Annotated in this window: 24 protein-coding genes and 1 pseudogene; 8 read left to right on the top strand and 17 right to left on the bottom strand. The window is 57.8% G+C overall.

Features of this window, described 5'->3' with window-relative positions; genetic code table 11:
- The 3 genes from D1227_RS06750 to D1227_RS06740 all read left to right on the top strand — a co-directional run.
- A partial coding sequence (locus D1227_RS06750) for an integrase core domain-containing protein (protein WP_147373275.1) occupies positions 1 to 247 on the top strand: 247 nt, incomplete at its 5' end.
- Positions 244 to 486, top strand: a complete 243-nt coding sequence (locus D1227_RS06745) for a DUF983 domain-containing protein (RefSeq protein WP_119404318.1) — start codon at positions 244 to 246, stop codon at positions 484 to 486. The genes D1227_RS06750 and D1227_RS06745, both read left to right, overlap by 4 nt.
- A gap of 25 nt (positions 487 to 511) precedes the next feature.
- Entirely contained in the window at positions 512 to 805 is a 294-nt protein-coding gene (locus D1227_RS06740) for a hypothetical protein (protein ID WP_147373274.1), read from the top strand.
- 224 nt (positions 806 to 1029) lie between these two features.
- Here D1227_RS06740 and D1227_RS06735 read toward each other — a convergent pair whose 3' ends face one another.
- Together D1227_RS06735 and D1227_RS06730 are read right to left on the bottom strand one after the other, a co-directional pair.
- Complete coding sequence (locus D1227_RS06735; RefSeq protein ID WP_147373273.1) at positions 1030 to 1830, bottom strand: HAD family acid phosphatase; 801 nt, start codon at positions 1828 to 1830, stop codon at positions 1030 to 1032.
- 60 nt (positions 1831 to 1890) lie between these two features.
- The gene (locus D1227_RS06730; RefSeq protein WP_233349667.1) at positions 1891 to 3279 is read right to left on the bottom strand and encodes a DUF6538 domain-containing protein; all 1389 of its coding nucleotides are present in this window, start codon (positions 3277 to 3279) and stop codon (positions 1891 to 1893) included.
- Positions 3280 to 3960: 681 nt separating this feature from the next.
- Between D1227_RS06730 and D1227_RS06725 the strand changes: the two are divergent.
- A pseudogene (locus tag D1227_RS06725) lies at positions 3961 to 4077 on the top strand (transposase); the annotation flags it as partial.
- 67 nt (positions 4078 to 4144) lie between these two features.
- Here D1227_RS06725 and D1227_RS06720 read toward each other — a convergent pair.
- From D1227_RS06720 to D1227_RS06675, 10 genes are read right to left on the bottom strand one after another with little or no spacing between them, the layout of a single operon-like run.
- On the bottom strand, positions 4145 to 4498 hold the full coding sequence (locus D1227_RS06720; RefSeq protein ID WP_233349665.1) for a hypothetical protein: 354 nt from the start codon (positions 4496 to 4498) through the stop codon (positions 4145 to 4147).
- Positions 4495 to 5487 carry an alpha/beta fold hydrolase gene (locus D1227_RS06715; RefSeq protein WP_034827876.1) on the bottom strand — a complete coding sequence of 331 codons (993 nt, stop codon included), beginning with the start codon at positions 5485 to 5487 and terminating at the stop codon, positions 4495 to 4497. The genes D1227_RS06720 and D1227_RS06715 overlap by 4 nt, the downstream gene beginning before the upstream one ends.
- On the bottom strand, positions 5484 to 7121 hold the full coding sequence (locus D1227_RS06710; protein WP_119376299.1) for a flavin-containing monooxygenase: 1638 nt from the start codon (positions 7119 to 7121) through the stop codon (positions 5484 to 5486). The genes D1227_RS06715 and D1227_RS06710 overlap by 4 nt, the downstream gene beginning before the upstream one ends.
- Positions 7118 to 8731: an acyl-CoA synthetase gene (locus tag D1227_RS06705; RefSeq protein WP_119404315.1), complete on the bottom strand. Its 1614-nt coding sequence runs from the start codon at positions 8729 to 8731 to the stop codon at positions 7118 to 7120. Before D1227_RS06705 ends, D1227_RS06710 begins: the two co-directional genes overlap by 4 nt.
- Before the next feature lie 57 nt (positions 8732 to 8788).
- Complete coding sequence (locus D1227_RS06700; RefSeq protein WP_119376301.1) at positions 8789 to 9880, bottom strand: acyl-CoA dehydrogenase family protein; 1092 nt, start codon at positions 9878 to 9880, stop codon at positions 8789 to 8791.
- Positions 9880 to 11130, bottom strand: a complete 1251-nt coding sequence (locus D1227_RS06695; protein ID WP_034827881.1) for an acyl-CoA dehydrogenase family protein — start codon at positions 11128 to 11130, stop codon at positions 9880 to 9882. Before D1227_RS06695 ends, D1227_RS06700 begins: the two co-directional genes overlap by 1 nt.
- A 7-nt stretch (positions 11131 to 11137) precedes the next feature.
- The gene (locus D1227_RS06690; protein WP_119376302.1) at positions 11138 to 11599 is read right to left on the bottom strand and encodes a Zn-ribbon domain-containing OB-fold protein; all 462 of its coding nucleotides are present in this window, start codon (positions 11597 to 11599) and stop codon (positions 11138 to 11140) included.
- Positions 11596 to 12786: a thiolase C-terminal domain-containing protein gene (locus D1227_RS06685; protein ID WP_034827883.1), complete on the bottom strand. Its 1191-nt coding sequence runs from the start codon at positions 12784 to 12786 to the stop codon at positions 11596 to 11598. Before D1227_RS06685 ends, D1227_RS06690 begins: the two co-directional genes overlap by 4 nt.
- 24 nt (positions 12787 to 12810) lie before the next feature.
- Positions 12811 to 13953 carry an NAD(P)H-dependent flavin oxidoreductase gene (locus tag D1227_RS06680; RefSeq protein WP_119376303.1) on the bottom strand — a complete coding sequence of 381 codons (1143 nt, stop codon included), beginning with the start codon at positions 13951 to 13953 and terminating at the stop codon, positions 12811 to 12813.
- A gap of 45 nt (positions 13954 to 13998) precedes the next feature.
- Positions 13999 to 14739, bottom strand: a complete 741-nt coding sequence (locus D1227_RS06675) for a FadR/GntR family transcriptional regulator (protein ID WP_119404314.1) — start codon at positions 14737 to 14739, stop codon at positions 13999 to 14001.
- A gap of 190 nt (positions 14740 to 14929) precedes the next feature.
- Between D1227_RS06675 and D1227_RS06670 the strand changes: the two genes are divergently transcribed.
- From D1227_RS06670 to D1227_RS06655, 4 genes are all read left to right on the top strand, one after another.
- Positions 14930 to 16192, top strand: a complete 1263-nt coding sequence (locus D1227_RS06670) for a cytochrome P450 (protein ID WP_034827886.1) — start codon at positions 14930 to 14932, stop codon at positions 16190 to 16192.
- Positions 16193 to 16221: 29 nt separating this feature from the next.
- Positions 16222 to 16548 carry a 2Fe-2S iron-sulfur cluster-binding protein gene (locus D1227_RS06665; protein ID WP_034827898.1) on the top strand — a complete coding sequence of 109 codons (327 nt, stop codon included), beginning with the start codon at positions 16222 to 16224 and terminating at the stop codon, positions 16546 to 16548.
- Positions 16549 to 16615: 67 nt separating this feature from the next.
- Positions 16616 to 17827 (top strand): acyl-CoA dehydrogenase family protein, encoded by a 1212-nt coding sequence (locus tag D1227_RS06660; protein WP_034827888.1) that lies wholly within the window; start codon positions 16616 to 16618, stop codon positions 17825 to 17827.
- A gap of 18 nt (positions 17828 to 17845) precedes the next feature.
- Complete coding sequence (locus D1227_RS06655; RefSeq protein ID WP_119376305.1) at positions 17846 to 18916, top strand: acyl-CoA dehydrogenase family protein; 1071 nt, start codon at positions 17846 to 17848, stop codon at positions 18914 to 18916.
- A gap of 33 nt (positions 18917 to 18949) precedes the next feature.
- Here D1227_RS06655 and D1227_RS06650 read toward each other — a convergent pair whose 3' ends face one another.
- From D1227_RS06650 to D1227_RS06630, 5 genes are all read right to left on the bottom strand, one after another.
- Positions 18950 to 19720, bottom strand: a complete 771-nt coding sequence (locus D1227_RS06650; RefSeq protein WP_119376376.1) for an NUDIX hydrolase — start codon at positions 19718 to 19720, stop codon at positions 18950 to 18952.
- A 330-nt stretch (positions 19721 to 20050) separates the two neighbouring features.
- The gene (locus D1227_RS06645; protein ID WP_119404313.1) at positions 20051 to 23212 is read right to left on the bottom strand and encodes an efflux RND transporter permease subunit; all 3162 of its coding nucleotides are present in this window, start codon (positions 23210 to 23212) and stop codon (positions 20051 to 20053) included.
- Positions 23209 to 24327: an efflux RND transporter periplasmic adaptor subunit gene (locus D1227_RS06640; RefSeq protein ID WP_119404312.1), complete on the bottom strand. Its 1119-nt coding sequence runs from the start codon at positions 24325 to 24327 to the stop codon at positions 23209 to 23211. The genes D1227_RS06645 and D1227_RS06640 overlap by 4 nt, the downstream gene beginning before the upstream one ends.
- Complete coding sequence (locus tag D1227_RS06635) at positions 24324 to 24743, bottom strand: PaaI family thioesterase (RefSeq protein WP_119404311.1); 420 nt, start codon at positions 24741 to 24743, stop codon at positions 24324 to 24326. Before D1227_RS06635 ends, D1227_RS06640 begins: the two co-directional genes overlap by 4 nt.
- Positions 24740 to 25609, bottom strand: coding sequence for an alpha/beta fold hydrolase (locus tag D1227_RS06630; protein WP_233349663.1), 870 nt, complete (start codon positions 25607 to 25609; stop codon positions 24740 to 24742). Before D1227_RS06630 ends, D1227_RS06635 begins: the two co-directional genes overlap by 4 nt.
- Positions 25610 to 25658: the final 49 nt, after the last annotated feature.

The following is a 25658-nucleotide window of genomic DNA, read 5'->3' as shown; positions in this document are numbered from 1 at the left end:
GCTCTACATCGAGCCAGGATCACCATGGGAGAACGGATACTGTGAGAGCTTCAACTCGAAACTTCGAGACGAACTCCTCGCTCGTGAAATCTTCTATGATCTGCGCGAGGCGCAGGTCCTGATCGAGAACTGGAGACTGTTCTACAACACCGCAAGACCGCACTCATCGCTGGGCTATAAACCACCCGCGCCCAGAACCATCTTGCCCGCGACCTTCATGCCGCCTTATAGGTTGAAGGCGGCATGAACGCCGCTACAAACCAACCGTCGATCCTAACATTTCGGTTGGGCCAGTCAGATCGGGCAGGCCAGATTCTTTTGCTGGGTCCGATTCTTGTTTTGCTGACACTCGGCATTTCTAACGCGCACTTTTCACCATGGGTCAGCTATCCGCTTCTCACGGTACTTATCATCATTCTCGTGATAGGCGCGCTTCCCCGCGTAAAAGGCGGCTTCATCGGCGCGCTCTGGCATATTCAAAAATAACTCGATCAACAGGAGACACATGTACATGTCTGTTTACGTAAAAGCCGCGATTGGCACACTCTTTCTTGCGACGACACTCGGAGCCATGGGTGAGGTCATGATTTGGGGGGTGCTCAGCATGTTTCATGCGAACACGCTAGTGATCCTGTCTGGTGAAACATTGGGGGCGATTGCCTTGCTCGTTGTCGCCGTGCCGGTTTATCGACTTATTTTGCGCAATGAACGCAGCTATGGGCATGGACCGGCCTCAGAAGAACCTGAAATTGTCGCGGCGCCTCCGAAACGTCCGCTGGGACCAAAGCCAACAGCTTTTGTGTGAAGATGGAAATGAAGGTCGCGCAGACTGGGCGTTATCGCACCGATCAAAGTCTCCCTGAAATCAAATCGATTTAGATGTTGAACGATTCGCTATTGACCTGAGAAACTCCCGAAAACCCACAACGACTGATTGATGAAATCAGGAGGAATGAGGCCCAAAGGGCATATACTGTGAAGACCAAATAGCTTCGACCTTGCATGCGAGGCTCCAAACTAACGCCGTCGCTATCGGTCCGGCCCGGGTCGGGCGGCGCATGGATCTCCGTACATCGCTCCTTGATCAATACAAAAGAAAGCAGTGTCGGTGGCAGCTGATTTATCGCCAATGCTGTCACCAACATAGGCAATGGTCTCAACGTCACCATACCCTTGCACCTTCAGCAAGCTCGCGACCACGCCAAAACGTGCCTGTTTGTCACCAACGCCATTCTTGTCTGCGCGCGTGAGTAAAAATTGGAAATCTTCGCCGCGATGGATTCCCAATTGCGCCAGATTAATTTCAGTCGCAAGTTGTTCGATGTCCCGTCGATTTGTGACAAATCCGACAAGCCCTCCGCTTTCTCTCACTGCCTCAATAAATTCAGCCGCGCCTGGAACGAGAGAAGCCTCTTGTCGTTGCGTCCAAAGATACCAAGACTCATTAGAATAGTCTTCTCCGGCTCGATCCAATCCCACCTGATAGGCGACATTGTTCAAAACTGTTTCATCGATATCTAATATTACGACCCAGCTGTCTTTTGGACGTACTGCCGCTTGCTCGCGAACGAACTCGGTTGCTTTTGCGTAGACACTTTCTGCTTCAAAAACCCATTCTGATGAGTTCGCCACCCAATCTGTTTCAGGAGAAAGCGGCCGTAGCGACTCGACAGAATTCGTGGAGCAAGCGCTCAACAAAGCGATCGAGACCAAGACGAATGCTCTATTTTTGGTCGTCATCATCTTTTCGGTTTGCTCCAACAAAAACGCAATAATTTGCTCAAGATAGGCCGACTCGTGATTTGAGCCACGCAATGTAACCGTCGCCACTTGCTACCGACCTTTAATAGCCAGATGAGGCTCGTCGACAGCCAAGAAGGAAAATATATGTCAAAACAGGGCTGAATTTACAGGATGCGCGATCTTCAATAATTCGCTGCGACGGTAATCAAGCGATCCGCCTTGGCCATATTCTGGGCGATTGTTCTTATGTCCCATCAGAGCGCATCGCAGACCATAGTCCAGACCGCCCTCCAGCATGCGATCCTCGAAAGAGTGCCGGAATGAATAGATGACATGATCTGACGACGGCAGAAGCTTGCGCTGACGGAACGCCTTCATCAGGTTGGCAGATACGAGTGTGCTTTTATCGTAATAGTAAGGAAACCCTTCAGGGCATGATCGCATCGCGATTTCAGCAACGCCGACCAGCGGAATCTCTCGCCGCGAATCCTCTGTCTTTAACTCACGGTTTTGTTCCGGGCGGATTGCAATATGAGGAACCTTGGCGTTTAGGCGAATATCTTCGGACTGTAGGTTCACAAGCTCACTTAATCTCGCACCCGTTTCGATCAGCAGATATATCAACACCCGTAGTTCCAAACGCAAACCGTCGAACAGCCCCGGCACTAAGATTCGAGAACGCACCCAATCATCTGTAAACGATGCCCGTTTCGCTTCAGTCTTCCCCGAGAAGTAAAAGTCGCGAAACGGATCTTCGAAATCGGTTTCACCAATGTGCTTGTAATATCGCTGAAGAAGCGAGCGCATATTGCCGATGTGGCGGTTCGCCGTGTTCGGAGCAACGGGTTTTCGAGCTCCGTCCTGGGGTTGCATTCGCCCCACCCACCAATCGCGATATTCAAGGGCTTTATCGCGGGTGATTTCGCTGAGAGGAAGGTCACCCAACTGTTCGATGAAATAGTTGATCGAAGTTCGCTTCGTTTTCTCCCAAGACCGCCTTTGTGCCTCCGACTTATTGTATTGGTCATCAAACGCGATCTTCGAAACATAAAGCTCAAAGGCTTCGGAAACTGGAATTGTTGAAGCGGGATTTGGGGCTCCTCCCAACAGCGCTTCGCTATCAGCTCGCTTCGGATCACCATCGGCGCCAGATTGCGCCTCAAGCGTTTTTATCCGCTCCATCAACTCGGCAATAGAACGACTCTCGGCGAGCGGCTCGGCAGGTTTGTATGAGAAGCCATAAGCCATTGCGCGTGAAATAGCGGCCTTGTAGCGATGCTCTAAAGCCGCTCGTACAGTTGGGCCATTTGAATTGTCTTCCGCCAACTCAATTGCCAGCGCCATCCAGTATTCGTCATCCGCCTCAGCAAGGTGGTCCCGCCTCAGGCGCGCGATTTCGAGTGAGTCGGTCTTGAGCGACACCTTCGCAAAACGCCGCTGATCGAGATGTGAAAATTGTCCGGGTACGCGACGTTGATAGTACCAACGTCTTCCACGCTTGAGCAAAAATCTGTCGGGATCGCGTATGTTTGCCATACGCCCTTGTATCCCATTTTGTATCCAGTTTGTATCCCACTTTTGGGAAAAAGCGCAGGCGGCGCGCCGCTCTCAAATCTAACATCTTGATTTTTAAGGATAATAAATTTGAGAAATGGCGCGAGTGACGTGCCACGATCCATATTATTTATCCAATATATTCAAACACATACGTGCATGAAAGTCAATTTTTGGTCCTCAGTTCGGTCGGATTTTGGTCCACAGTTTTGCGGACCTCACTAGTTCGACGCGCGGTTAGGCGTCGAACTAGCTGATAGCATAGAATTCCAAGATTAGGAGCCCAAACGAAAAGCCTTGCCTATTTCATAGTCTCAGATCAACCAGTTCTGTGTTTAGGTGGTGTCTCAGTTTGAATCTTCCGCTGCAGCTTGCGGCCGGAAAAGGCCTCAGGATTGCCGTTCGCAATGGGACCGGTGTGAGGCGGATATTCGCCGGAAGGTGCCGGTCACAACTGATTGCCGATTCCGGTCGTTCGATGTTCTGCGGTATCATTGTAAATCGGCGTCAAATTGGGACCCCTGCACCTCTAGCAAAATCAACTGGATATTGCGCCGATCGGCGTCGGTTCACCGCGCTGATTTACATGCATTCATAGAGTGTGACCTGATATCCATTTGGTCCCGCATTTGAATGGAGAGCCTGTCGCAACGGAGACAGACAATGCGCAAAAGCAAATTCACCAGGGAACAGATCATCGCGACCCTGGCTGAAGAGGAAAGAGGCATGGCAGCCGCAGACGCGTGCCAGCGTCATGGTGTCAGCTCGGCTAACTTCTATATCTATGGACGGCTCTCCCGGTGCAAGCGATTTGAGTCCTGATCGAACGGGTGTTGGATGCCAACATCTACTGGCAACGCCCCGCAACGTGACAGCATCGCCTGGTGCCCAGACACATGCCCTTGCGCTTCTCCACCATCCGGACATGCTTGCGCCGGGCGGCATGGCGAAGGGCCTGGACGACCTTGAAGACGACCGAATTGCGCAGCGTGGTATCCGTCGCGTCAAGTCGGCGCTCGATCATCACCCGCTCAGCGAGATCCCGGGTTGTGAGTTCGCCATCGACCTCAAGATGGCGCACACAGATATCGGTGAACAGCCGGATCGACGCATTTATATGAGCCAGGTCTTGCTTCGCCTGCGCGATCTGAGCCTGGTACGCCGTGATCCGCCCGTGGATCTCGGCGCGCTTGTCCTTCACGCACACCTTGGGTGTGCCTGCGCCTCCCAAAGGGAGAGAATGCTTCTGAGCGCAGTTAAAAAAGCTAATGGCTGATCGAGCATCAAATGGTGGCGCGCCTCAGGTACGGCGATTATCGGAATGTCACCGCCCCCTAGCTCGCGGATGTAGTCAGCCGAGTCCCTGGTGAAGAGCTGACTCTTTCCGCCATGAACGATGATCTTGCGGCCCGGCGCATTCACGAGTCGATGGCCGATTGTGAGCCATTCGTCGGACTTATTGCTTCGTCGGAATACCTCGGGTGAGAACTTCCATGTCCAACCGTCTCCGTCGCGTCGCATTGAATGATACGCCATGTAATCTAGGAGGAACGGCTCGCCGACTGGCTGGGGCGGAGAAAGGACGTATCTTTTGCGCGCCTCTTCATAGCTCGCATAGAGCCGGTTGGGCTTGTCAGGATCACCTGATCCCGGGCTTGAGCGGCGATGGTTCCAGTATTGATCGAGGAGCTCGGCTCGCATGACCATCAGATCGCAAATCACGACGCCGGAGAAAGCATCGGGCGACAGGGTCACGGCTGTCAGCGCTGCGCCCGCGCCGAAACTGTGCGCGATGATGGTGGGTTTGTGGCCATCTGTAAACAGATCGAGTGCCTCGGCAATCTCACCAAACTCGCGCCCCCTAGCCGCGGGATCGGCTTGCCCGCGCATCTCCGTGTCGCCCATGCCGGCGAGATCGAACGCCACCACGTCGTAATCTTCTGCGAGAAACGGAGCGATGAAGGCAAAGCAACGGGCGTGGGAGAGAAAGCCATGTGTCATAAGCACTTTCGGCTTTTTCCGGTCGCCCCAGCGGAAGTAGTGCGTCCTGGCACCGTCGATCTCAACATAACCTTCTTCGCGCGGCACCTTGAGGGCCGACACAAACCATTCCGGCAGATGCGAACCATCGCCGGCCCAGACAGGGTCGATGTCGTCGGGAAAATCTCCAATCTTGGACAATACGTTCATTTCGTTAAGTGTTCCTTGCTAGTGGGTTTGTCGATCACGAAGCCGCGGTACCCCACATTCGCTACATCTTCGCAGCGTGCGACATAGCCAGACACGCTTGGAAAATTGATCAGTTGACGCGCCTTGCCCGGGATGTTTGCGCCCATGTACCAAGAATCCGCTTCGGGAAAGAGTGTCATCGCGCCTGCTTGGGCAACCATTTCGGTCCAGCCCGTTTCAGCTGCCGGATCGGCTTCGAAAAGATCGACACCATTTTCCCGCATCCAGACCAGAAAGTCGCAGATCCAGTCACCCTGTATCTCTGCGCTGGTCGGGCCGTTTGAGAAACCCGACGGGCTGAGTGGCCCGTATGCGAACAGCATATTGGGAAAGCCAGACACCGCCATTCCCAGATAGGCGCGTACTCTGTCTTCCCACGCATGGGACAGTGATAGGCTGTTCGTCCCCCTGATGTTCATATCGATCAGCCCGCCGCGCCCGGCATCGAAGCCGGTGGCGAAAACGATGAGGTCGCATTCCATCTCGCCGTCTTCGGTCGCAATAGCGTGCGGTCCGATCCGGATGATCGGAGTCGCCTTGAGATCGACTAGCGCGACATTGTCTTGCGCGAAAATTTCGTAATATCCCTGTTCAAGCGATGGCCGCTTCGTACCGAATGGATGCGGCGGTTCGGATGGGGCGAGTTTCTCGGCCAGATTGGGATCGGCGATCCTTGCGCGAACCTTGTCGCGCCAGAAATCGTAGGCGTGCCGGTTGGCTTCGCGGTTGGTAAGCAAGTCAGCGAAGTTGTGATACCAGAACCTGAGGCCGCCCTGTTGCCACAGATCTTCAAAGTGCGCGGTGCGCGCTTTCTCGTCAACTTCGAGCGCCGATACGTCTAGCGATTGGCATTCGAATCCTCCGCTCGTCTGCTTGCGCGTTTCGAAGATCGCGGCATAGCCCTTCTTGTCCCGTTCCTGGTCTTCTGCCGAAAGCTTCTTCTGCTGCATAGGCAGCGCCAGGATTGGTGTTCTTTGAAAGAGGGTCAGCTTCGATGCGGATTTGGCAGCTTCTTGCGCGACCTGCACACCACTTGCACCGGTGCCGATCAAGGCAACCTTACGTCCGCTGAGATCGACACCCTGCTGCGGCCAGCGCGCCGTGTGAAACCATTGGCCTTCGAAATCCTCAAGGCCGGGAAAATTGGGGACATACGGCTTTGATGCGAAACCAAGAGCGGGCAACAGGAACCGTGTCGAAACAGTTTTGTCGCTGTCGAGTTGCAGACGCCATTGCTTCGTCTCCTTCTCATAGTGCGCGCCTTTGACCCCAGACCCCATGCGCATCATGGGCCAAAGGTCGAGCGTATCGCAAACATGCCGGAAATACGCTCTGAGCTCTTCCCAACCGGGAAATCGCTCGCTCCAGGCCCATGATTTCCACACTTCAGGTATAGAGTACTCGTAAAGCGGAACCTGTGAATCCACTCGTGCGCCTGGATAGCAATTCCAGTACCAGATGCCGCCGGGCTGGGCCGCAGCATCCACCAGCAACACGTTGAATCCAGCGTCACGCAACTTGTGGAGCAGGTATATCCCGCTGAAGCCGGCACCGACGATTACAACGTCGTAATCAGGAGACTCCCGCTGGCTCACGGTGCGACCGTCAAACGTTCGGCGATTGCTTTCGCCGTTGCATAGTCGGCCTTGCCGTTGGATGCACGCATGGGTTTTTCCGTCGGATATATGGCCTTGGGCGTTTTGTATCCTGCCAGCTGATCGCGCACATGGTCCTTGACAGCTTGCTCGTCGAACGGGACGTCGTGGTTGAGGTGGACGACGGCCGTGACGGCCTGGCCCCATTTTTCATCCGTTACACCTACGACCAACGCTTCACCGATGGCGGGATGGGTCTTGAGCACTTCCTCGACTTCTTCTGGATATACCTTCTCGCCAGCAGTGTTGATGCATACGCTGCCGCGGCCTAGCAGGGTAAGGCTTCCATCGGCCTCTACCCGGCACCAGTCACCCGGAATCGAATAACGCACGCCATCGATTGTGCGGAATGTCTTGGCGGATTTTTCGGGATCTTTGTAATATCCCACGGGGATGGCCCCCTTGCGGGCGATAAAGCCAGGCACGCCGCTTCCTGGTTCGACTTTCTGATCGTTTTCGTCGAAGACATCGCAGAATTCGCCAATCCCGAATTTCGCGGTGTTCGTACCGCCCTGTGCAGTCGTGACGGAGAGGCCGAAGCCGAGCCCTTCGGAGGCGCCGAAACTATCCATCAGCACGACCTGGGGAATGTGCTTGCATAGACCGGCCTTAATCTCCTTGCTCCACATCACGCCGGACGAGATGATGGAGACGAGGCTCCTGGTATCCCAGCGGCCCGCGTTTTCTTCGAGCGCGCGAAGCATTGGCTTAGCAAAGGCGTCGCCCACAATTGCGATGCTTTCCACCTGGTGCTTTTCGACCGTATCCCACAATTCTGAAGCTTCGAAGGAAGGGGCCGTCAGCGTGACGATCGCGCCGCCCGACATGAGCGCACCTATCGCGGTGATGAAGCCCGTCCCGTGCATGAGCGGGCAGGCGGAGAGAGTGCGCCTGCCGGGCCCCTCTTTCTCGATCAGCGCAACATTTTCTTCCAGCGTCCGCGGAACCGGGCCCAGTAACTTCTGTGCGTCCAGCTGGGCCTTGCGCATGTCGTCGTGCCGCCACATCACGCCTTTCGGCATCCCGGTCGTGCCGCCGGTATAGATGAAGAGCAAATCGTCGGGTGAGCGTTCGATGCCGAGCGCCGATCCGTCCCCTTTTCCCGCCAGCGTCTCATAGGGACTCGCAAAAGACGCGATTTCGGAAGAGTCGCCAATTTCGACGAAAGTGTGAACCTTCTCGAGCCTATCCTTGAGTTCGACGATGCATTCGCGAAACTCCGAACTGTAAACAATCACTTCGCTGTCAGAATCTTGGAAAATGTAGAAAACTTCTTCGGCGCGATAGCGGTAATTGATGTTCACATGGGTCAAGCGCCCCTTAAAACAAGTCGCCATCAGCTCGCCATATTCGGGGCGGTTGCGCATGTAGAAGGCCACCTTGGCACCATCGCACGCTCCGCGTTGACGCAACGCGCGCGCGATATTATTCGAGCGCGCGGACATTTCGGGCCAAGTGACGATCCGGTCGCCGTGTATCAGCGCCGGAGCGTCCTGAGGCATGGCGGGCTCGACAGCGTCGAGAATGTCACCGAGGTTCCAGTCGATCATGTTCCCTCTCCCTGCCGGACGGGGCAGCCAGTCTCGGACGCCCCCTCAACGAGTGTGTTACGCGGCCTTGATCCAGCCTTGCAGTGCTGCCGCCTCGGCCCGCACCGTTTCGGGTCCGCCAAGCACCTGCCGGTCGAATCCAATGCGTTTGAACCAGTAGTGGAGACCGATCAGGTCCGTGAATCCCATCCCGCCATGCACTTCGGTGGAAGTGCGGGCGACAAAGCGATGGACTTCGCCGGTGTGTGATTTCGCGTGGCAGGCGACGAGCGATGCCTCTGTCGGAACTGCGTCAAAGGCGTGGGCGGCGTACCAGACGAGCGAATGGCACGGTTCATGCCGCGCGGCCATCTCGGCGCACATGTGCTTTACGGCCTGGAAACTGCCGATAAGGCGACCAAACTGTTCGCGCTGGCCAGCATAATCGACAGCCTTTTCGATCATGGCCTGACCTGCGCCAAGACTGTCGGCGGCGAGGATCACACGCCCCGCAGCGCGCAGCCGGCCCACTGCAGCTCCCCCATCATCAGCCAGTGGTTCCGCTTCGGCCCCGTCAAACCGCAACTCCCCGACGCTGCGGGTCCGATCGATGGTCGTCAGCGCGATAGCCTTCAGGCCCGACGCCTTGGCACCGACAAGGTGCAGCCTGCCGCCGGAATCGGCGACGATGAAGGCATCGGCTCCTTCGAAATCGAGTGCGAACAGGGCGGTGCCGTTGAGCTTCCCGGCAGCAAAGGAAACCCCCGCGCCGTCGCGCACCTCGATTGTCTCGGAAATCGCGACACCAATACGCGCCTCGCCGCTCACGATCTTTGGCAGCCAGTGGGCCTTTTGCTCCTTGCTGCCTGCCTCGCTCAGCGCGATAGGCGTCAGAACATGACTGGCGAGAAAAGGTACTGGCGCGACCGCATAGGCGAGCTGTTCCGCAACTATGGCAGCGTCGAGAAGGGTCATGCCGAGGCCGCCATGCTCTTCCGGTACCAGCATCCCGGGAATTCCCAGGTCCTGGACGGCGCGGAGCACCTTGTCGCTAAGCGGATTGTCACGCTCGGTACATTCGCGGACATGATCGAGCGGGCAGGTATCCGCAAGACACCGCGCAACGGCATCGCGCAGCATCTGCTGGTCCTGAGAAAGTCCGAAATCCATTAGGCTGATCCCTGTTTGTGACGCGGCATGTCTGCGGTTGCTTTCGCCGCATCCGAAATCTTCGCCAGCTTCGGTTCGCGCGGCATTTCGAGGCCACGTTCAGCGATGATGTTCTTCTGGATCTGGGCGGTGCCGCCGCCGATGATGAGACCGAGCTGGAACATATAGTTCCATTGCCACGCCCCCCCTTCCCGCTCACGCGGGCTGTGGTGATAGAGAATGCCCAGTTCGCCCATGGCGTCGATTGCCAGCGCGGATATCTGGTGAGCGAGTTCGCAGCTTTGCAACTTGACGATCAGTTTCGCCATGCCGCCCGGCTCACCCCTGAGGCTGTTCGAAAGGATCCGCATCCCATTGTATTTCATCGCCGCCACTTCGGCCTGCAGTGCCACCAGCCGGTCGCGCAGTACCGGATTGTCGATCGCGCGACCCTGGCCCAAACGCTCTTCCTGCATCAGCGCGATCAGTGCCTCCAGCCGGTTTTCAAGCGCGTCGGGATCGCCCAGCATTCCGCGCTCATGGCCAAGAGTTGCGTTCGCCACGAACCAGCCCTGGCCCCGCTGGCCGACGATCTGATGCATGGGGACCCGGACATCGGTAAAGAACACTTCGTTGAATTCGGCATGACCGGTCATCGTCTTCAAGGGGCGAACCTCGATGCCCGGCGTGTCCATCGAAAAGATCAGGTAGGAAATGCCGCCATGCTTGGGCGCGTCAGGTTCGGTCCTGACCAAGCAGAAGATCATGTCGGCCTGCTTGGCGGTGCTGGTCCAAATCTTCTGGCCATTGACAACAAATTCGTCGTTCTCGATGTGCGCGCTGGTCTTGAGATTGGCGAGGTCCGACCCGGCACCGGGTTCGGAATAGCCCTGGCACCAGACAACATCGCCTTTCAACGTGGGTTCGATCCAGCGCCGTTTCTGTTCCTCGGTGCCGAGTTCGAGCAGAGTCGGCACGAACATCGAGATTCCCTGATTGGAAAGTCCGCCCGGCACCCTGGCCCGCGCAAATTCCTCTGCGATGATGCGCGATTGGAGAATGTCCGGCTCCGCTCCATAGCCGCCATACGCCTGCGGGATCGTTCGAGCGGTATACCCATGCTCGATCAACAGCTTCTGCCATTCGACCGCCTTGGACGAAGGTCGGGCCGCCCGGTCAGAAGAAGGCGGAGCAAGATGGCTGTGCGCTTCGATAAAGGCCCGCACCTGCTTGCGGAAGACATCGTATTCGGGTCCATATTCGAGATCCATGGCGCTTCTAACTTTCACTCAGGCGGAAAACAGGAAGGCGGAAGTCCTCACCGATCAGTTCGAACTCCACGACCACCGGAAGGTCGAGCGCAAGACGCTCGTGATCGCAACCAACCAGCCGCGTGGCCATGCGCACCCCCTCTTCCAATTCAACCACCGCAGCCACGAAGGGGATGTCGGCGGCAAAAGCCGGGTGGAGGGCCTGGTGGGTTACGGTCCAGGAAAACAACGTGCCCCTGCCGCTGCTGCGTTCCCAGGAAAATTCCGGCGAGCCGCACTTTGCGCACATATAGCGCGGCAAGTGGCGGAAGCTGCCGCAATAGCCGCAGCGCTGGAAATAGAGATGGCCGTCCTGGCACCTCTTCCAGAATTCCTGCTCAACCGGGTCTTGTGGGCGCGGTCGCGGCTTGGGTGGCACCATCTGCGCGGAAGGCCGCATTTTGGGGGGCAGATCGCTTTCGCTGCTCATGCAAACCTCCTGAGAATGGCGATGCTGCCGTCGCCTAGGTCGCCCCAACCGGTCACGAGGCCGGTCTGGGCTCCCGGCACCTGGCGCTCGCCGCAGTCGTGACGAAGCTGACGCACTGCCTCGACCACGTGGTTGAGGCCCCAGACATGCGCCTCACTGAGCAAGCCGCCATGGGTGTTGATCGGAAAGCGGCCACCCAGCTCAATCTGGCCGTTGGCGACGAATTCGGCCTGTCCGCCTGGTTCGCAATACCCCATCGCTTCCAGTTGCAGCAAGACGACATAGGTAAAGCAATCGTAGATCTGCAGGAAATCCATGTCCTCGCGCTTGACGCCAGCCATATCGAAAGCGCGCGGGGCGGCATAGCTAAGGCCGATCTTGAAGGGATCGGGCCGCGACGGGATGTCGTCGGCGGGATAGGGGTGGCCTTCCGCGGCACCGGCGATGCTGACGGGCACATGGGGCATATCCCTGGCCCGATCCATTCGCGATATGACAACCGCGCAGGCCCCATCGGTTTCAAGGCAGCAATCGTAAAGGCGGAAGGGCTCGGATATCCAGCGCGCTGAATGATAGGTTTCCGCGTCGAGTGCGCGCCCATAGGTAAAGGCGCGCGGATTCAACTGCGCGTGACGACGGCAGGCCAGCGCGACGGCCGCCATCGCATCCGCACCCACGCCGTAAAGTTTCGAGTGGCGGGTCGCCAGCCAAGCATACATCTGCACCGGCAGGAACACACCATAGGGGATGTAATAGCCCTGGATGGTATTGGTCAGCGTGTTCATGTTCATCGCCCGAGTGGGCGGGGCACCCGGCTTGGACCTGAGGGCGGAATAGCCGTTCCAACCGAGCGTGACCAACACGTGATCGCAAAGCCCGCTGGCAATCGCCATCGCAGCGTTCTGCAGCGCCGTCGTCGGGCTGGCGCCACCCATGTGAACGGTGGCCGCATAACGCAGCACATCAATGCCGAGATTGGCGGCCATTTCCTCCGAGGTAGTATAAATCGGCGGCGGCACCATGCCGTCGATATCGGAAGGTTTCAGGCCGGCATCCGCGATGGCGCGGCGCGAGGCTTCCAGCATCATGTCCACTGCAGTCCGTTCGGTGCCCTTCACGAATACGGTTTCGCCCACACCCGTTATGGCGGCCTTGTCGGCAAAGGATAAGGTCTGTGAAGCGCTCATACCGCGTCCCCGTCTTGCCGGAATTCAGGAATAAAATCTGGTGTCAGCCAGCGCCCTTTCGGCCCCGTCGACAAGATCGCGCATGACCTCTGCCGCTGGACGGATCGAATGGATCAGACCGATTCCCTGCCCCGCGAAGCCGGGCATGATATCCTTGCGCTGAGCCTTGATGCCCGAAGCCATGACCGGCCCTGAAATCATCGACTGGTAAGGCATGGGAAGCGGTTCCTTGCCCGCCGCAACCCAGGCATCGGCCCATTTGTTGCGGATCATGCGCGCGGGCTTGCCGGTCATCGAGCGGCTGACGATGGTATCTGCATCGCCGCTTTCGGTGATTGCTTCCTTCTGGAACCGTTCGATGCCGGCTTCTTCGGTTGCCAGGAACGCCGTGCCGACCCACGCGCCCACAGCGCCCAGTATCATCGCCGCAGCGACTCCGCGGCCATCGGAAATTCCACCCGCTCCGATCACCGGAACCCGGTCCCCCACCGCATCGACCACTTGCGGAATCAGCGAGAAGGTTCCGATCGGGGAGTTGTGTCCGCCGCCATCGTGACCTTGCGCAACAATCATGTCGATACCGGAATCGACCACCTGTTGGGCATGTTTGACCTTGCCGATCACCGCCATGACCTTGGTGCCATTCGAATGAAGGCGGTCCATCCACGGTCCGGGATTGCCGAGGCCGGCGGCATAGACTGGCACCTTTTCCTCGATTACAACTTCCATCTGCGCCTCGAAAAACTCCCGCGAGAACAGCTGCGGCCCGCCCTTGCCCATTTCCGGCGCGCCAGCCGCGCGCATGGCCATTGCGGCATCCACTTCGGGCAGATCCTCGCGTTCCATGAAATCGCGGGTGAACTGCTGGTATTCGCCAAGCAATGCCATCGGGTTTTCGGGCACGGCGCCGCTTTGCGGGGCCGAACCGCGCCTGACGGAGGCAGGCAGAAGGGTATCGACCCCAAACGGTTTGTCGGTCAGCTCGCGGGTCTGGCGGATCCAGCTACGCAACTGGTCCGGCGAGCAGGCCGCAGCGCCAAGAACGCCAAGCCCCCCCGCATTAGATACTGCAGCCGCGAGCGCGGGGATACTGGCCCCGCCCATCCCGGCCAGAAGGATCGGGTACTCGATCCCGAGAATTTCGCAAATGTGGCTCTTGAGTGCCATCGTGTTACCTTCTCCAAATTGCGCCATCCACGGGCGCCTGTTATTTTACGTCTGCCCCCACTTGACCTTCTGGGACACAAGCTCAGGGCTTCTTTCTGCGAGATAGGAGGCGGAGCCCGCCACGAGACGAGCCATCGACTGCCGCGCTCCTTCGGCATCGCCCTTGCGCACAGCTTCAAGGACGCGGCGCAAGAAGCGCAACTGGACCGCACGCTCTTGCGCCGAATACCCCAGCGAGAGCGAAAATTTGCGGGTAAGCATGTGCAACGCGGAAGTCAGAAGGCCGAAAAGCGGATTACCGCTGGCCCAGCCGAGCATATCGTGAAAACGGCGATTCAGTTCCTCGAACTGGCTGCTGGCTTCGTTGCGCTCCAGCTCTTTGAGGCAATCGGCAAGTGCGCTCAGATCACCCGTGGTCGCGCGCTGGGCGGCATAGGCTGCAACATTCGGAGCTATGGCTTCGCGCAGTTCGAGCAGGCCCCTGAGGTCTGCTTCCATGAATTGCAGGATGAGAGAAAGATTATTCGCAAAATCACCGGTCTGCGGGCGGGCGACCACCGGGCCGCCACTACGGCCCAGTTGAAGATGGATTACGCCCTGAAGCTCAAGGAAGCGGAGCGCTTCGCGCAAAGTCGCTCGAGCGACATCGTATCGCGCAAGCATTTCGTCCTCGCGCGCCAACCTGTCGCCCGCAACATGCGCCCCGGCTTCGATATCGCGTACGATGTCATGCGCAAGCGTGAGCGCGCGCTTGGCTTTCCTGGAATCATCGACCTTCGGTTGCATCTCCGGGAATCGCTCCTCTGATAAATCCTTATAAGGGTTTATCGGCGGATATGTCTAGAGCTTTCCTAAACAGTTCACAGTTTGACCGAATCTTGCAATAATCCTTATAAGCTTTATTGACCACGGCCTGCAAATTCCCTAACGATCCCCAAACGAGGTGAGTCTGCTTGCTGGGTATGGAGGACAAGACATGAGCATCGACACGATGGAGCTGGATACTGCCGAAAAAATCGCGGCCATGCCGATCGACGAAATCGATGTCTCTCGGCCGAGCCTTTTTCAGCAGGACACGATCGGCCTGTTCTTCGACCGGCTGCGCAAGGAGGAGCCAGTCCATTACTGCCGTGAAAGCCATGTCGGACCCTTCTGGTCGATCACCAAATTCGACGACATCATGGCCGTCGATACCAACCACAAAGTCTTTTCATCGGAGGCAAAGCTCGGCGGTATCGCCATCCAGGACATGCATAGTGTGGAAGGTGCGCTCGAACTTGAAATGTTCATCGCCATGGATCCTCCAAAGCACGACCAGCAACGCAAGGCCGTCACCCCCGCTGTGGCACCGTCCAACTTGCTGTTGCTCGAACCGACAATCCGCGAACGAGCGTGTCAGATTCTCGATGATCTACCGATCGGCGAGGAATTTGATTGGGTTGACAAGGTCTCGATCGAATTGACCACGATGACCCTTGCTACCCTGTTCGATTTTCCGTGGGAAGAACGCCGCAAGCTCACCCGCTGGTCTGATGTCACAACCGCTGCTCCTGAAACCGGCATCGTCGCATCGTACGAAGCGAGGCGCGAAGAGCTCATCGAGTGCGCGATGTATTTCAAGGGCCTGTGGGATCAGCGCGTCAATGAGCCGCCGAGGAACGACCTGATTTCCATGATGGCGCATGCCCCGGCGACAAAGGATATGCCTTTCCTCGAATTTCTGGGTAACCTCCTGCTGCTGATCGTGGGCGGCAACGACACCACGCGCAATTCAATCAGCGGCGGTGTGCTCGCCCTCAATCAGAACCCCGACGAATATCGCAAACTGAATGACGACCCATCGTTGATCACCAGCATGGTGCCGGAAATCATCCGCTGGCAGACGCCGCTGACTCACATGCGCCGCACCGCGCTTCAGGAATGGGAGATCGGCGGCAAACAGATCAAGAAGGGCGACAAGGTCGTGATGTGGTACCTGTCGGGCAACCGCGACGACACGGTTATCGACCAGGCCGACCGGTTCATCATTGACCGCAAGAATCCGCGCCATCACCTGTCATTCGGCTATGGCATCCATCGCTGCATGGGCAACAGGCTGGCAGAACTGCAGTTGCGGATCATCTGGGAAGAGATTCACAAGCGCTTCGCCAAGGTCGAAGTGACCGGCCAACCCGAGCGCCTGTATTCAACCCTTGTGCGTGGGATCACCAAGCTGCCGGTGCGGCTGCACGCCCGCTGATTTACCAAAGCAGAAATACGGAGTTTATGATGGTCAAAGTGACGTTCGTATCCAGCGATGGAACGCGGCGGGAAGTCGAAATTGCTGAGGGCGAAACAGCGCGCGAAGCGGCGCTTTTCAACGGCGTGCCGGGCATCGACGGCGATTGCGGCGGGGCCTGCGCCTGTGCGACCTGTCATGTCCATGTCGACCCGACCTGGATCGACAAGGTGGGTCGTCTGAAGGAAGGCGAAGCGGAGGCCGAACTCCTGCAATTTGCAGAAGGGGCCAGCGAATACAGTCGCCTCGCCTGCCAGATACCCATGGAAGCTGCGATGGAAGGTTTGGTTTTGCACGTTCCTGCGCAGCAGTACTGACCAGCCAGAGCGCGGCCTTGTCGTCCGAGTGGGGTGCCACGAATTTGATTTTTGAACGGAGGTTTCCGTGCCAACACAACTAGAATCCGATGTCCAGACGAGCGAAGACGCGTTTCGCACCGAAGTGCGGCAATTCCTCGCCACCAATTTCCCTGACGAACTCAAGGGCACGGGCAATATGATGGCCGGGCTCGACGGTCCGACCGACGAGAACCCTGTCCAGAAGAAATGGCGAGAAGCCGTGGGCGGGCGTGGTTGGGGCACGCCAACCTGGCCCAAGGAATATGGCGGGGGCGGACTGACCAAAGGCCAGGCCAGGATCATCGAGCATGAGTTCGCCAAGGTCGGCGCCTACAATCCGATCGGCGGAATGGGTGTGATGATGTTCGGCCCGACCTTGCTCGAATACGGCGACGAAAGGCAGAAGCTGGAGCATATCCCGCCAATCTGCCGTGGCGAAATTCGCTGGTGCCAGGGCTACTCGGAGCCGAATGCCGGATCAGACCTCGCAAACCTGCAGACCTTCGCGGTCGACAAGGGCGATCACTACCTCATTAACGGCCAGAAGACCTGGACCAGCGGTGGCCAGTGGGCTGACAAGTGCTTTGCCATCGTCCGCACCGACCGGTCAGACAAACACAAAGGTATCAGCTTCATGCTGATCGACATGGACGCACCCGGCGTTGAAGTCCGCCCGATCACAATGATCAGCGGAACCAGCCCGTTCTGCGAGACCTTCTTCACCGATGTGAAGGTGCCGAAGGAAAATCTCGTGGGCAAGGAAGGCCAGGGCTGGACTATCGGCAAGCGCCTGCTTCAGCACGAGCGCACGAACATTTCGGGCGGAGGGCGCCTCGCCGGCATGATGGGCCAGAGCCTTGGCGATATCGCCAAGAAATACTGCGAAACCGGCGGTGATGGCGCGCTCGTCAACAAGGTCCTGCGCGACAAGATCGCCGATCTTGAGATCCGCTGGAACAGCTTCCTGCTCACCGCGCGTCGTGCGGTCGAGGAAAGCAAAGCGCAAGGCGGCGTTTCAGAGATCAGTTCGGTTCTGAAAAAGGTCGGCACCAAGTTGGCCCAGGACCGCAGCGAGTTGCTGATCGAAATCCGCGGCTTTCAGGGCCTCGGCTGGGAAGGCGACGAGTTTGGCAATGACGAACTTGAGGATGTGCGCGGCTGGCTCTTCGGCAAGGCAGCGACGATCTATGGCGGTTCGACCGAAGTCCAGAACAACATCATTGCCAAGCGGGTGCTTGGCATGCTCGACCACCAGTAAGCGAGGGTAGCAAGGACAATGGCAGTTCTCAGCGAAGAACAGGAAATGCTGCGCAACATGGCGCGCGACTGGGCGACCAAGGAAAGCCCGGTATCCGAGTTCCGCAAAGTCCGCGCAGCAGGCCAACCGCAGGCCTACAACGCTGACGCCTATGCCGCGATGGCCGAAATGGGCTGGGTCGGGATCATCATTCCCGAGGCCCATGGTGGATCAGATTTCGGTTTCTTGTCGGCCGGCCTCGTGATCGAGGAACTCGGCAAAACGCTGACCGCAAGTCCGCTGGTGGCCACAATCATCGCGGCGAGCGCAATCCTGCTCGGCGGAAGCGACGCGCAGAAGGCCAAATGGCTTCCCAGGCTCGCCAGCGGCGAAACCGTGGCAACGCTGGCTGTCGATGAAGGAGCGCATTGCGATCCCTCCGCAATCGAGACCAGCGTTTCGGGCGGCAAGCTGACCGGCAAAAAGGCATTCGTGCACGAGGCGCATGGCGCCAGCCTCTTCGTGGTCGCAGCCAAGGACGGCCTATACCTGGTCGAAAAGGGCGATGGCGTTTCACTGACCACGCGCAAGCTCACCGATCAGCGCAGCCACGCCGATATCCAATTCGCTGGCGCTGCCGCCGAGAAGCTCGAGGGCGGAGGCGACAGTCTGCTTGGCGACGTGCTCGACCGGGCGCGCGTGCTTTCCGTTGCCGAAATGCTCGGCATGGCGCAAGCTGTGTTCGACACGACCCTCGACTATCTGAAGCAGCGTGTGCAGTTCAATCAGGTGCTCGCTACTTTCCAGGCGCTGCAACATCGCATGGCGGATCTGTTCGCCGACCTCACGCAGATGCGCTCCGCGGTCGAGGCGGGTTTACAGGCAGTCGACAGCGGTTTTGGAGTCGCGCGTGCAGCGACCATCGCCAAGGCCGAGGCAAATCGCGTACTGCACGCGATCAGCAATCAGGGTATCCAGCTGCATGGCGGCATCGGGATGACCGACGAATTCAATGTCGGCTTCTACCTCAAGCGTGCTCGCGTGCTCGAGGCGAGTTGGGGGTCGTCAAGCTACCTCAGGGACCGTTTTGCGCGATTGTCCGGTTACTGACGACGAAGGTTTCTCGCCACTCGCAGCTTGCCGTCAGCCCACAATTTCGTAGGCGGGGCCGTAACCCGCGTCTTCGGGAATAGTGAGGACATTCTTCCCGTCTCGCTGAATGATTTCAGGCAGAACTGTTACGATATCGCGGGTTTCAGCCTGCGCCACGCAATCCGCTGCGCTCGCAGATTTGGCCAGCAGTTGCAGGTTCAAGCGTGTAGGAAATATAATGGTTCGCTTGCCGCTGGCTTCCATTTCCAACGCCTTGTGCGGCGAAAGCCATTCCGCATCGACGGTTTCGTATCCATCGCACGCGGCAATCTGGCGTTCGGGCGCGCGAACAACGAAGAAATGTGTGTCGAAGCGCTTGTGCATGAAGGTGGGCGTTATCCACCTTGCAAAATTGCTTAACCGATCGAGGCGTAGGTGCACACCGGCCTCGCGAACGACGTCAAGAAATTCGCGCTCCCCTCGCTCCACCGCTTTGCGGCTTTCAAGATCACATGTATCCTCGAACGCTCCTCCGTCACGATAATCGCCTAGCAGGATGCCGGCTTCCTCGTACGCTTCGCGGATCGCGGCAATCCGCAAAGTGCGCTGCGTATCGTCGAAAGTGCTCCAGCCCTCGCAATGATTAGCCCATTCGAGAGCTTCATCCCCGGCCGAAGGCTTTCCTCCGGGAAATACCAGCGCGCCGGAGGCAAAATCGATCTGGTGATGGCGTTTGACCATCAGGACCTGAAACTCCGGCGCGTCGCGAAGTAGGAGCATGGTTGCCGCGGGGACGGGATCGACGGGCTTCGGCATGGTCATCAGTTTCTCCAGTAGTCCAGGTTCGGACCCAAACGATTTGTTGTGGCACCGGGCCATTTGCAGAGGCTACGCCGCTGGATTTGCATTCTCAAGGCCGTTTGCCCTGACACTGCCATCGGACGAAATGAACTCGTCGATTCAGTTGAAAAAGTTCTAAACCGCAAAACATCGCCTAAGCCGTCCGAATGCAGACGCAACGCAGCATTGGTATCTCACCGTTTGCTATTCGGCCTTCTCACTGAAATTGCGAACTTTGATTTGTTCAGCGCAATCCGCCAAGATTGACCAAATAAAATCCCACCCACAGTGACCGGCACCAATAATTCGCCATCAAATGACGTCTTCTGTTGCCCCGCCGGTAAGGGCGGCCGATCGTGCAGCATCCTCGCCGCGTCTTAACCGCGTGAGCGGCCATAGGAACAGCCGCGTTAGCTTTCTGACGACGTTGGCAACATCACTAGGGATCATGAAGACCGCTGGAATGACGACAAGCGTCAGGATCGTTGAAGAGGTCAACCCTCCAATGAGAAGCGCGCCGAGCGCGTTGCGCCACTCAGCTCCATCCGAGGTCGCCAATGCGACTGGCACCATGCCAAAGATTGCGGAAAAGGCAGTCATGAGAACGGGGCGAAGTCGTTCGGGACAAGCTTGAAGGATCGCGTTTCTTTCTGTCATTCCTTCCGCGATCAACTGGTTTGCGCGGTCGACGAGCAAGATGCCATTCTTCATCACGATCCCCATCAGTCCGATCAGGCCAATCTGTGCGAACAGGGAGGATTCTAGTCCAAAGTAATATAGCCCGGCGAATGCTCCAGAGAAGCTGAGCGGCGCCGTTACCATGATCAGAAGCGGCTGTACGAAGGAATTAAATTGGCTCGCAAGCACCATGTAGAGCGCCAGCAAGGCGAGCAGTAACGCGAAGCCGATCGCGCCGGCGGTCTCCTGCATGCGTTCCGACATGCCGCCGACCGAGTAAGTGATGCCAGCCGGCGGTGGGTTGACTTCAAGCACCTCGATCAATGTGGTTGTCGCCTCACCCAGGGAAACACCGGTTGCAGAACTGGCAAGCACCGAGATCTTCCGGGCGCGGTCTGATCGATCAATTTGCGACGGGCCGGAAGCGAACTCAACACGTGAAACCGCTCCAATATCTACCAGTCGCCCGTCTGCACCGCGCACTTGAATGCGATCAAAATCCCGCACGCTTTCCCTCTGGTCTTCCTCCAGACGCAGGCGCACATCATATCGCTTTCCGCCCTCTTCAAAGGTTCCTGCATCGAGTCCGCCCAGGGCAATCCGGGCTGTATCCGCCAAGGCACGAGCGGAAACGCCCTGGTCCCCGGCCCGCGTTCGGTCAAACAGAATCTGTGCTTCCGGTCGACCGCTCTCGAAGCTGGTTCTGACATCAGCAAAATCAGGTCGGGCACGCATCTCACGCACGAGATGATCGCCATATTGCGCAAGGGAGTTGAGGTCAGATCCCTTTAACAACAAGTCGATGTCCGAGCTACCGGAGGTCGTCCCGCTGACCCACGGAACTTCAAGCACGGATATCTTAACCGCCTCAGGGGATGCAATGCGGATGGCTTTCCGCGCTTGGTCCATGATTTCAAACTGACCCGTTTGGCGCTCCTGTTTCGGTGTCAAGGAAGCGTATAGATCTATGACACGGGCCTCGGCTTGCGCGCCTGCCCCGATCGAGACGAACACTTCTTCAACGTGCTCGATCTTGCGGAGTTCAGCATCAATCTTTTGCGCGGCGTCGAGCGCAGAAACAACGCCAGTGCCCAGCGGCAGCTCGATCGAACCCTGAAACTCGCTCCTGTCGGCGCGCGAGGTAAAACCGGAAGGAACGCGAGCTGCATACCACGCACCGGCAAAAACCGAGGCACACGCAATAAGAATCACAACTATGCGAAATCGAACGGCCAGCTTTACGAGACCTGCATAGGCCCGGTCAGTTGAGTCCCAGAAGGCTTCGAGCGGCCGAAAGACGGGTGAAACGCCACTGGATGTGAGGATGCGCGATGCAAGCATTGGCGTGAGTGTCAAAGCAACGAGCAAAGAGACCGACACCGAAAACACGATCGTCAGACCGTACTGGAAAAAGAAGCGTCCTACGATGCCATCCATGAAGGCAATCGGAACAAAAACGGCAAGCGTGGCCGCTGTGCCTGCAACCACGGCAAGTCCTACTTTGCGCGTACCGTCCAGCGCGGCCTCAGGCGGCGACTTGCCTTCCTCCAGCTCTTTCATGATCGCTTCGATCACGACGATGGCGTCGTCAACGAGCAGCCCAATGGCAACGGTGAGTGCAAGCAGCGTCAGGACGTTGATCGAAAACCCCAGAAGATAAAAGCCAAAAAAAGTGGCCACAAGGGATGTCGGGATCGCCAGGGCTACGATTATCGTCGCTCTGAAATTCAGGAGGAAAACAAAGGTCACTGCAACGACAAGCCCGATGGCAATCACGACGTCATGAGTGACGTCCTCGATTGAGCTCTCGATAAATTTCGACACATCTCTTGTCGCGACAATCGTTACTCCGGCGGGCGCAAGCGCGCGCAAGTCTTCTGCGGCGGCCTTGACCTTGTGCGCGACCTCGACAGTATTCTGACCTGATTGTTTCCTGATATCGAGCGAGATACCTCGTCTGCCATTCAAGAATGCCGCTGAGCGCTCATCCTCCAGGCCATCCTCCACGCGGGCGACATCAGAAATTCGGATTGTGACGCCATTTTCCCTATAGGCGACTGGCAAGTCTGCAAAGCCATTCGCACGGGTAACTTCAGCGACAGTTTTGACACCAAACTCCCGCGTGCGGGCAGCAGTTTCCATCCGCCCGCCGGGAAGCTTTGCATGCTCACTCTGGATCGCACGCCTTACATCATCCGCCGTGACGCCAAACGCCCTCAGTCGCTCATTGTCGAGCCAGATGCGCACCGCGCGCTCACGACCCCCGACCAATTTCACGGCGCCCACACCGTCGAGGCGTTGAAGACGTTCCTTTGCCACATCGTCGGCGAACGCAGTCAACTCGGCGATTGGCAGATCGCCGGCGATCATGACGGAGATGATCGGCGCCGCGTCCGGATCGACCTTGTCCACGATGGGTGGATCCATATCCGGAGGCAATTCTGCCAGGGCGACCTGCACCTTGTCCCGAACATCCTGGACCTTCTCGCGGACATTGGAACTCAGATTGAACTCGATCAGAATTTGCGCGCGCCCTTCACTGGAAAAGGATTGCAGCGTTTCAATTCCGTCGATCGTGTTGATGTACTCTTCCAGGATGTCGGTGACTTCCGACTCCATGGTTTCCGCAGAGGCCCCGTCCAGCGTCGCTGTCACGTTGACATACGGAAATTCAACATCGGGAAACAAGTCGACGCCCAATCGTCCCATCGACATAACGCCGAGGCCGACCAAGGATGCGATGAGCATCACGGCAAATACGGCGCGGCGGATCGAAATATCGACGAGCCACATCATGAGGGTGTGAGCTCAATCCTGGCGCCGTCATACAGCGGCTCCGAGGCTGTCAGCACGACTGTTTCTCCGCTCGTCAACCCGTCAAGAATCTCTACACGATCAGCATCGATGTCTGTGATTTTTACGGGACGTCGCTTAGCTTGCGCGTTTGTGACAAGGTAGACGTATCGATCTTCGCCCGCACCTTGGATTGCTCTGCGCGGCAGGACGGTGGCTGACCGGGGATCAACTTTCACCTCGGCGCGGACCGACTGACCGGCTTTGACTGCGCAATCGGGGTTCGCAAATGCCATGCGGAATTCTACCATCCGCGAAGTCGGGTCAACTCGGTCGTTCAAGATGAGGATCTGTGATTCTATCGGATCACTGCGGCCATCCACGTAGAGATGACCTTTCAAGCCGAGCTTCAAACGCGCGAGCTCGGACTCAGGCGCAAACAAGATCGCTGCCGCAATCCCGCACTCCTGAACCTGAACAACGGCGGAGTTGCCCATTCCGGAGAAGCGGTTGGCCATGAACACGCCCTCATCGATATAGCGAGCTGTGATGGCGCCATCGAATGGCGCGCGGACGGTTGTATCCCGGAGCGCCTGCTTGGCGGTTTCCACTTTTGTCTCCCTGAGTCGAAGGTTGGCGCCGGCAACCTCCAGGGCGGTTTTGGCATTGTCAAAGACCACACCTGAGACGAAGCCTTTGGTTTCGAGTGGCGTGTAGCGGTCCACGAGTGTCTGTGCGCTTGTAACTTCGGCCAGGGCAACGTCCCGCATTGCTTCGGCTTCGACGAGGCTGCGCTGATAATCGACCTGCCGGGTTCTAAAGAGCGGATCGCCCTTACGAACCCTGTCACCCACCCGGACGAAAATCTGTTCAACGACCCCCTCAGCCAACGCGCCGATATTGCTGGTTTGCTTGGCGGCAATGGTCCCGGATGCAATCAAATAGTCGTCCCGCATGACCGTTTCTGCGGATACCGTTTCAACCTGGACAACCCGGGTCTCGACTTCAGCGGTAACGCCGGCCGCCGCAGGGACGGCTTGCCCTTCAGGCTCTGCGTCCCGGCATCCCGAGACCAGAATCAAAATCACGCAGAGAGAGAGCGTCGTGCGAATCCTCACGAACGCCCCTGCATCAGGTAGGCGCCGCGCCCGCTCGAAAGCAGGGCTCCGTCGGCGTTCATTACAGTTGATTCGGCGACGGAGAGAGTTGCCCCCAGACGGACAATTCTTCCCGTTACACTCAGCGTTCCTGGCGTGGCCGGTTTGTGATAATCGACCCGCAAGTCCGCCGTCGCGGCAGGCATGTTACCCGAGGCGAGCAGTGCGTAAAATCCGGTAAGATCAATCAGCGCAGCGATGACACCGCCATGGGCGGATTGTATCCGCGGATTGGAAACCACTTCCTCTCGCCATGGCATTTCCAGCACCAGCTTTTCCGGGTCCGTTCTGATCGCCTTCAACCCTAACCAACGATGGAAGGGTGCCGCTTCGAGTGCAGCCTGCACCTGTTCCAGACTGAGCATGGAATCACTCATACAGGGGTCTGCTCTCGTATCGTTCGAAGAAAGGACACAACCGCTTCGATGAACACATCGTTGCGATCGCCGGCGACCATATGTCTTGCGCCTGCAACGTCAGTGTAATGTGCCTGGGGCGCGAGGGATCTAAACGCCGCGACGGAGTCTTCTGAAACCAGCTCGCTCATACGCCCACGGATCAGATGAAGCGGCACACGGATGTCCCGAACCGCTTGCTCCAGATCACCGGTGTGAGCAACTCCGGAGCGGCGCATGACGCCGGTGATAAATGCAGGGTCCCAGTGCCATCGCCAACGCCCATCTTCGCCCTGCCGAAGGTTCTTGCGCAGCCCTTCAAGGTCTTTCGGTCTGGGACGGTGTGGTAGGTAGGTGGCAATCACATCAGCGGCCTGTTCCAGTGAGTCAAAGCCTTCGTGAACATGCGCGCCCATGAACCCGACAACCTTGGTGACACCCGCGGCGTCCATGTTCGGCGTAATGTCGACCAGCGTAACCGATTCAAACGCATCGCGTGACAACATGCCTGCGGCAACTATGGCTGCTAGTCCGCCAAGCGAAGCGCCGACCACATGCGGTCGCGTACCACCACGCGCCACGTGTTCACCAACCTCAATAAGGTCCCGCGCGATAGCTTCCAGAGAGTAGTCACCATCTGCAGCCCAATCACTTTCACCGTGTCCGCGAAGATCCAAGGCAATAGAGCGATAGCCTTCAAATGCCACCGTCTTTGCGGCGCCGCTCCAGGCGTGGCGGGTTTGCCCTCCGCCATGGGCAAAGATCACCGGCGGGGCAGCTGGATCGCCAAAAGAACTGAGCGCCAGTTTCAACCCTTGTGCATGAAGATACCCGTCACGACTGCTCAAAATACCCATCCGCTTTGGCTACTTGTAAGGATACTCTTATTAAGTTACC

Source organism: Henriciella mobilis (assembly GCF_003576315.1).
GTDB classification, from domain to species: Bacteria; Pseudomonadota; Alphaproteobacteria; order Caulobacterales; family Hyphomonadaceae; genus Henriciella; species Henriciella mobilis.
Note: the sequence above shows the minus strand (reverse complement) of the source record. Positions and strands in the feature narration are given on the sequence as shown.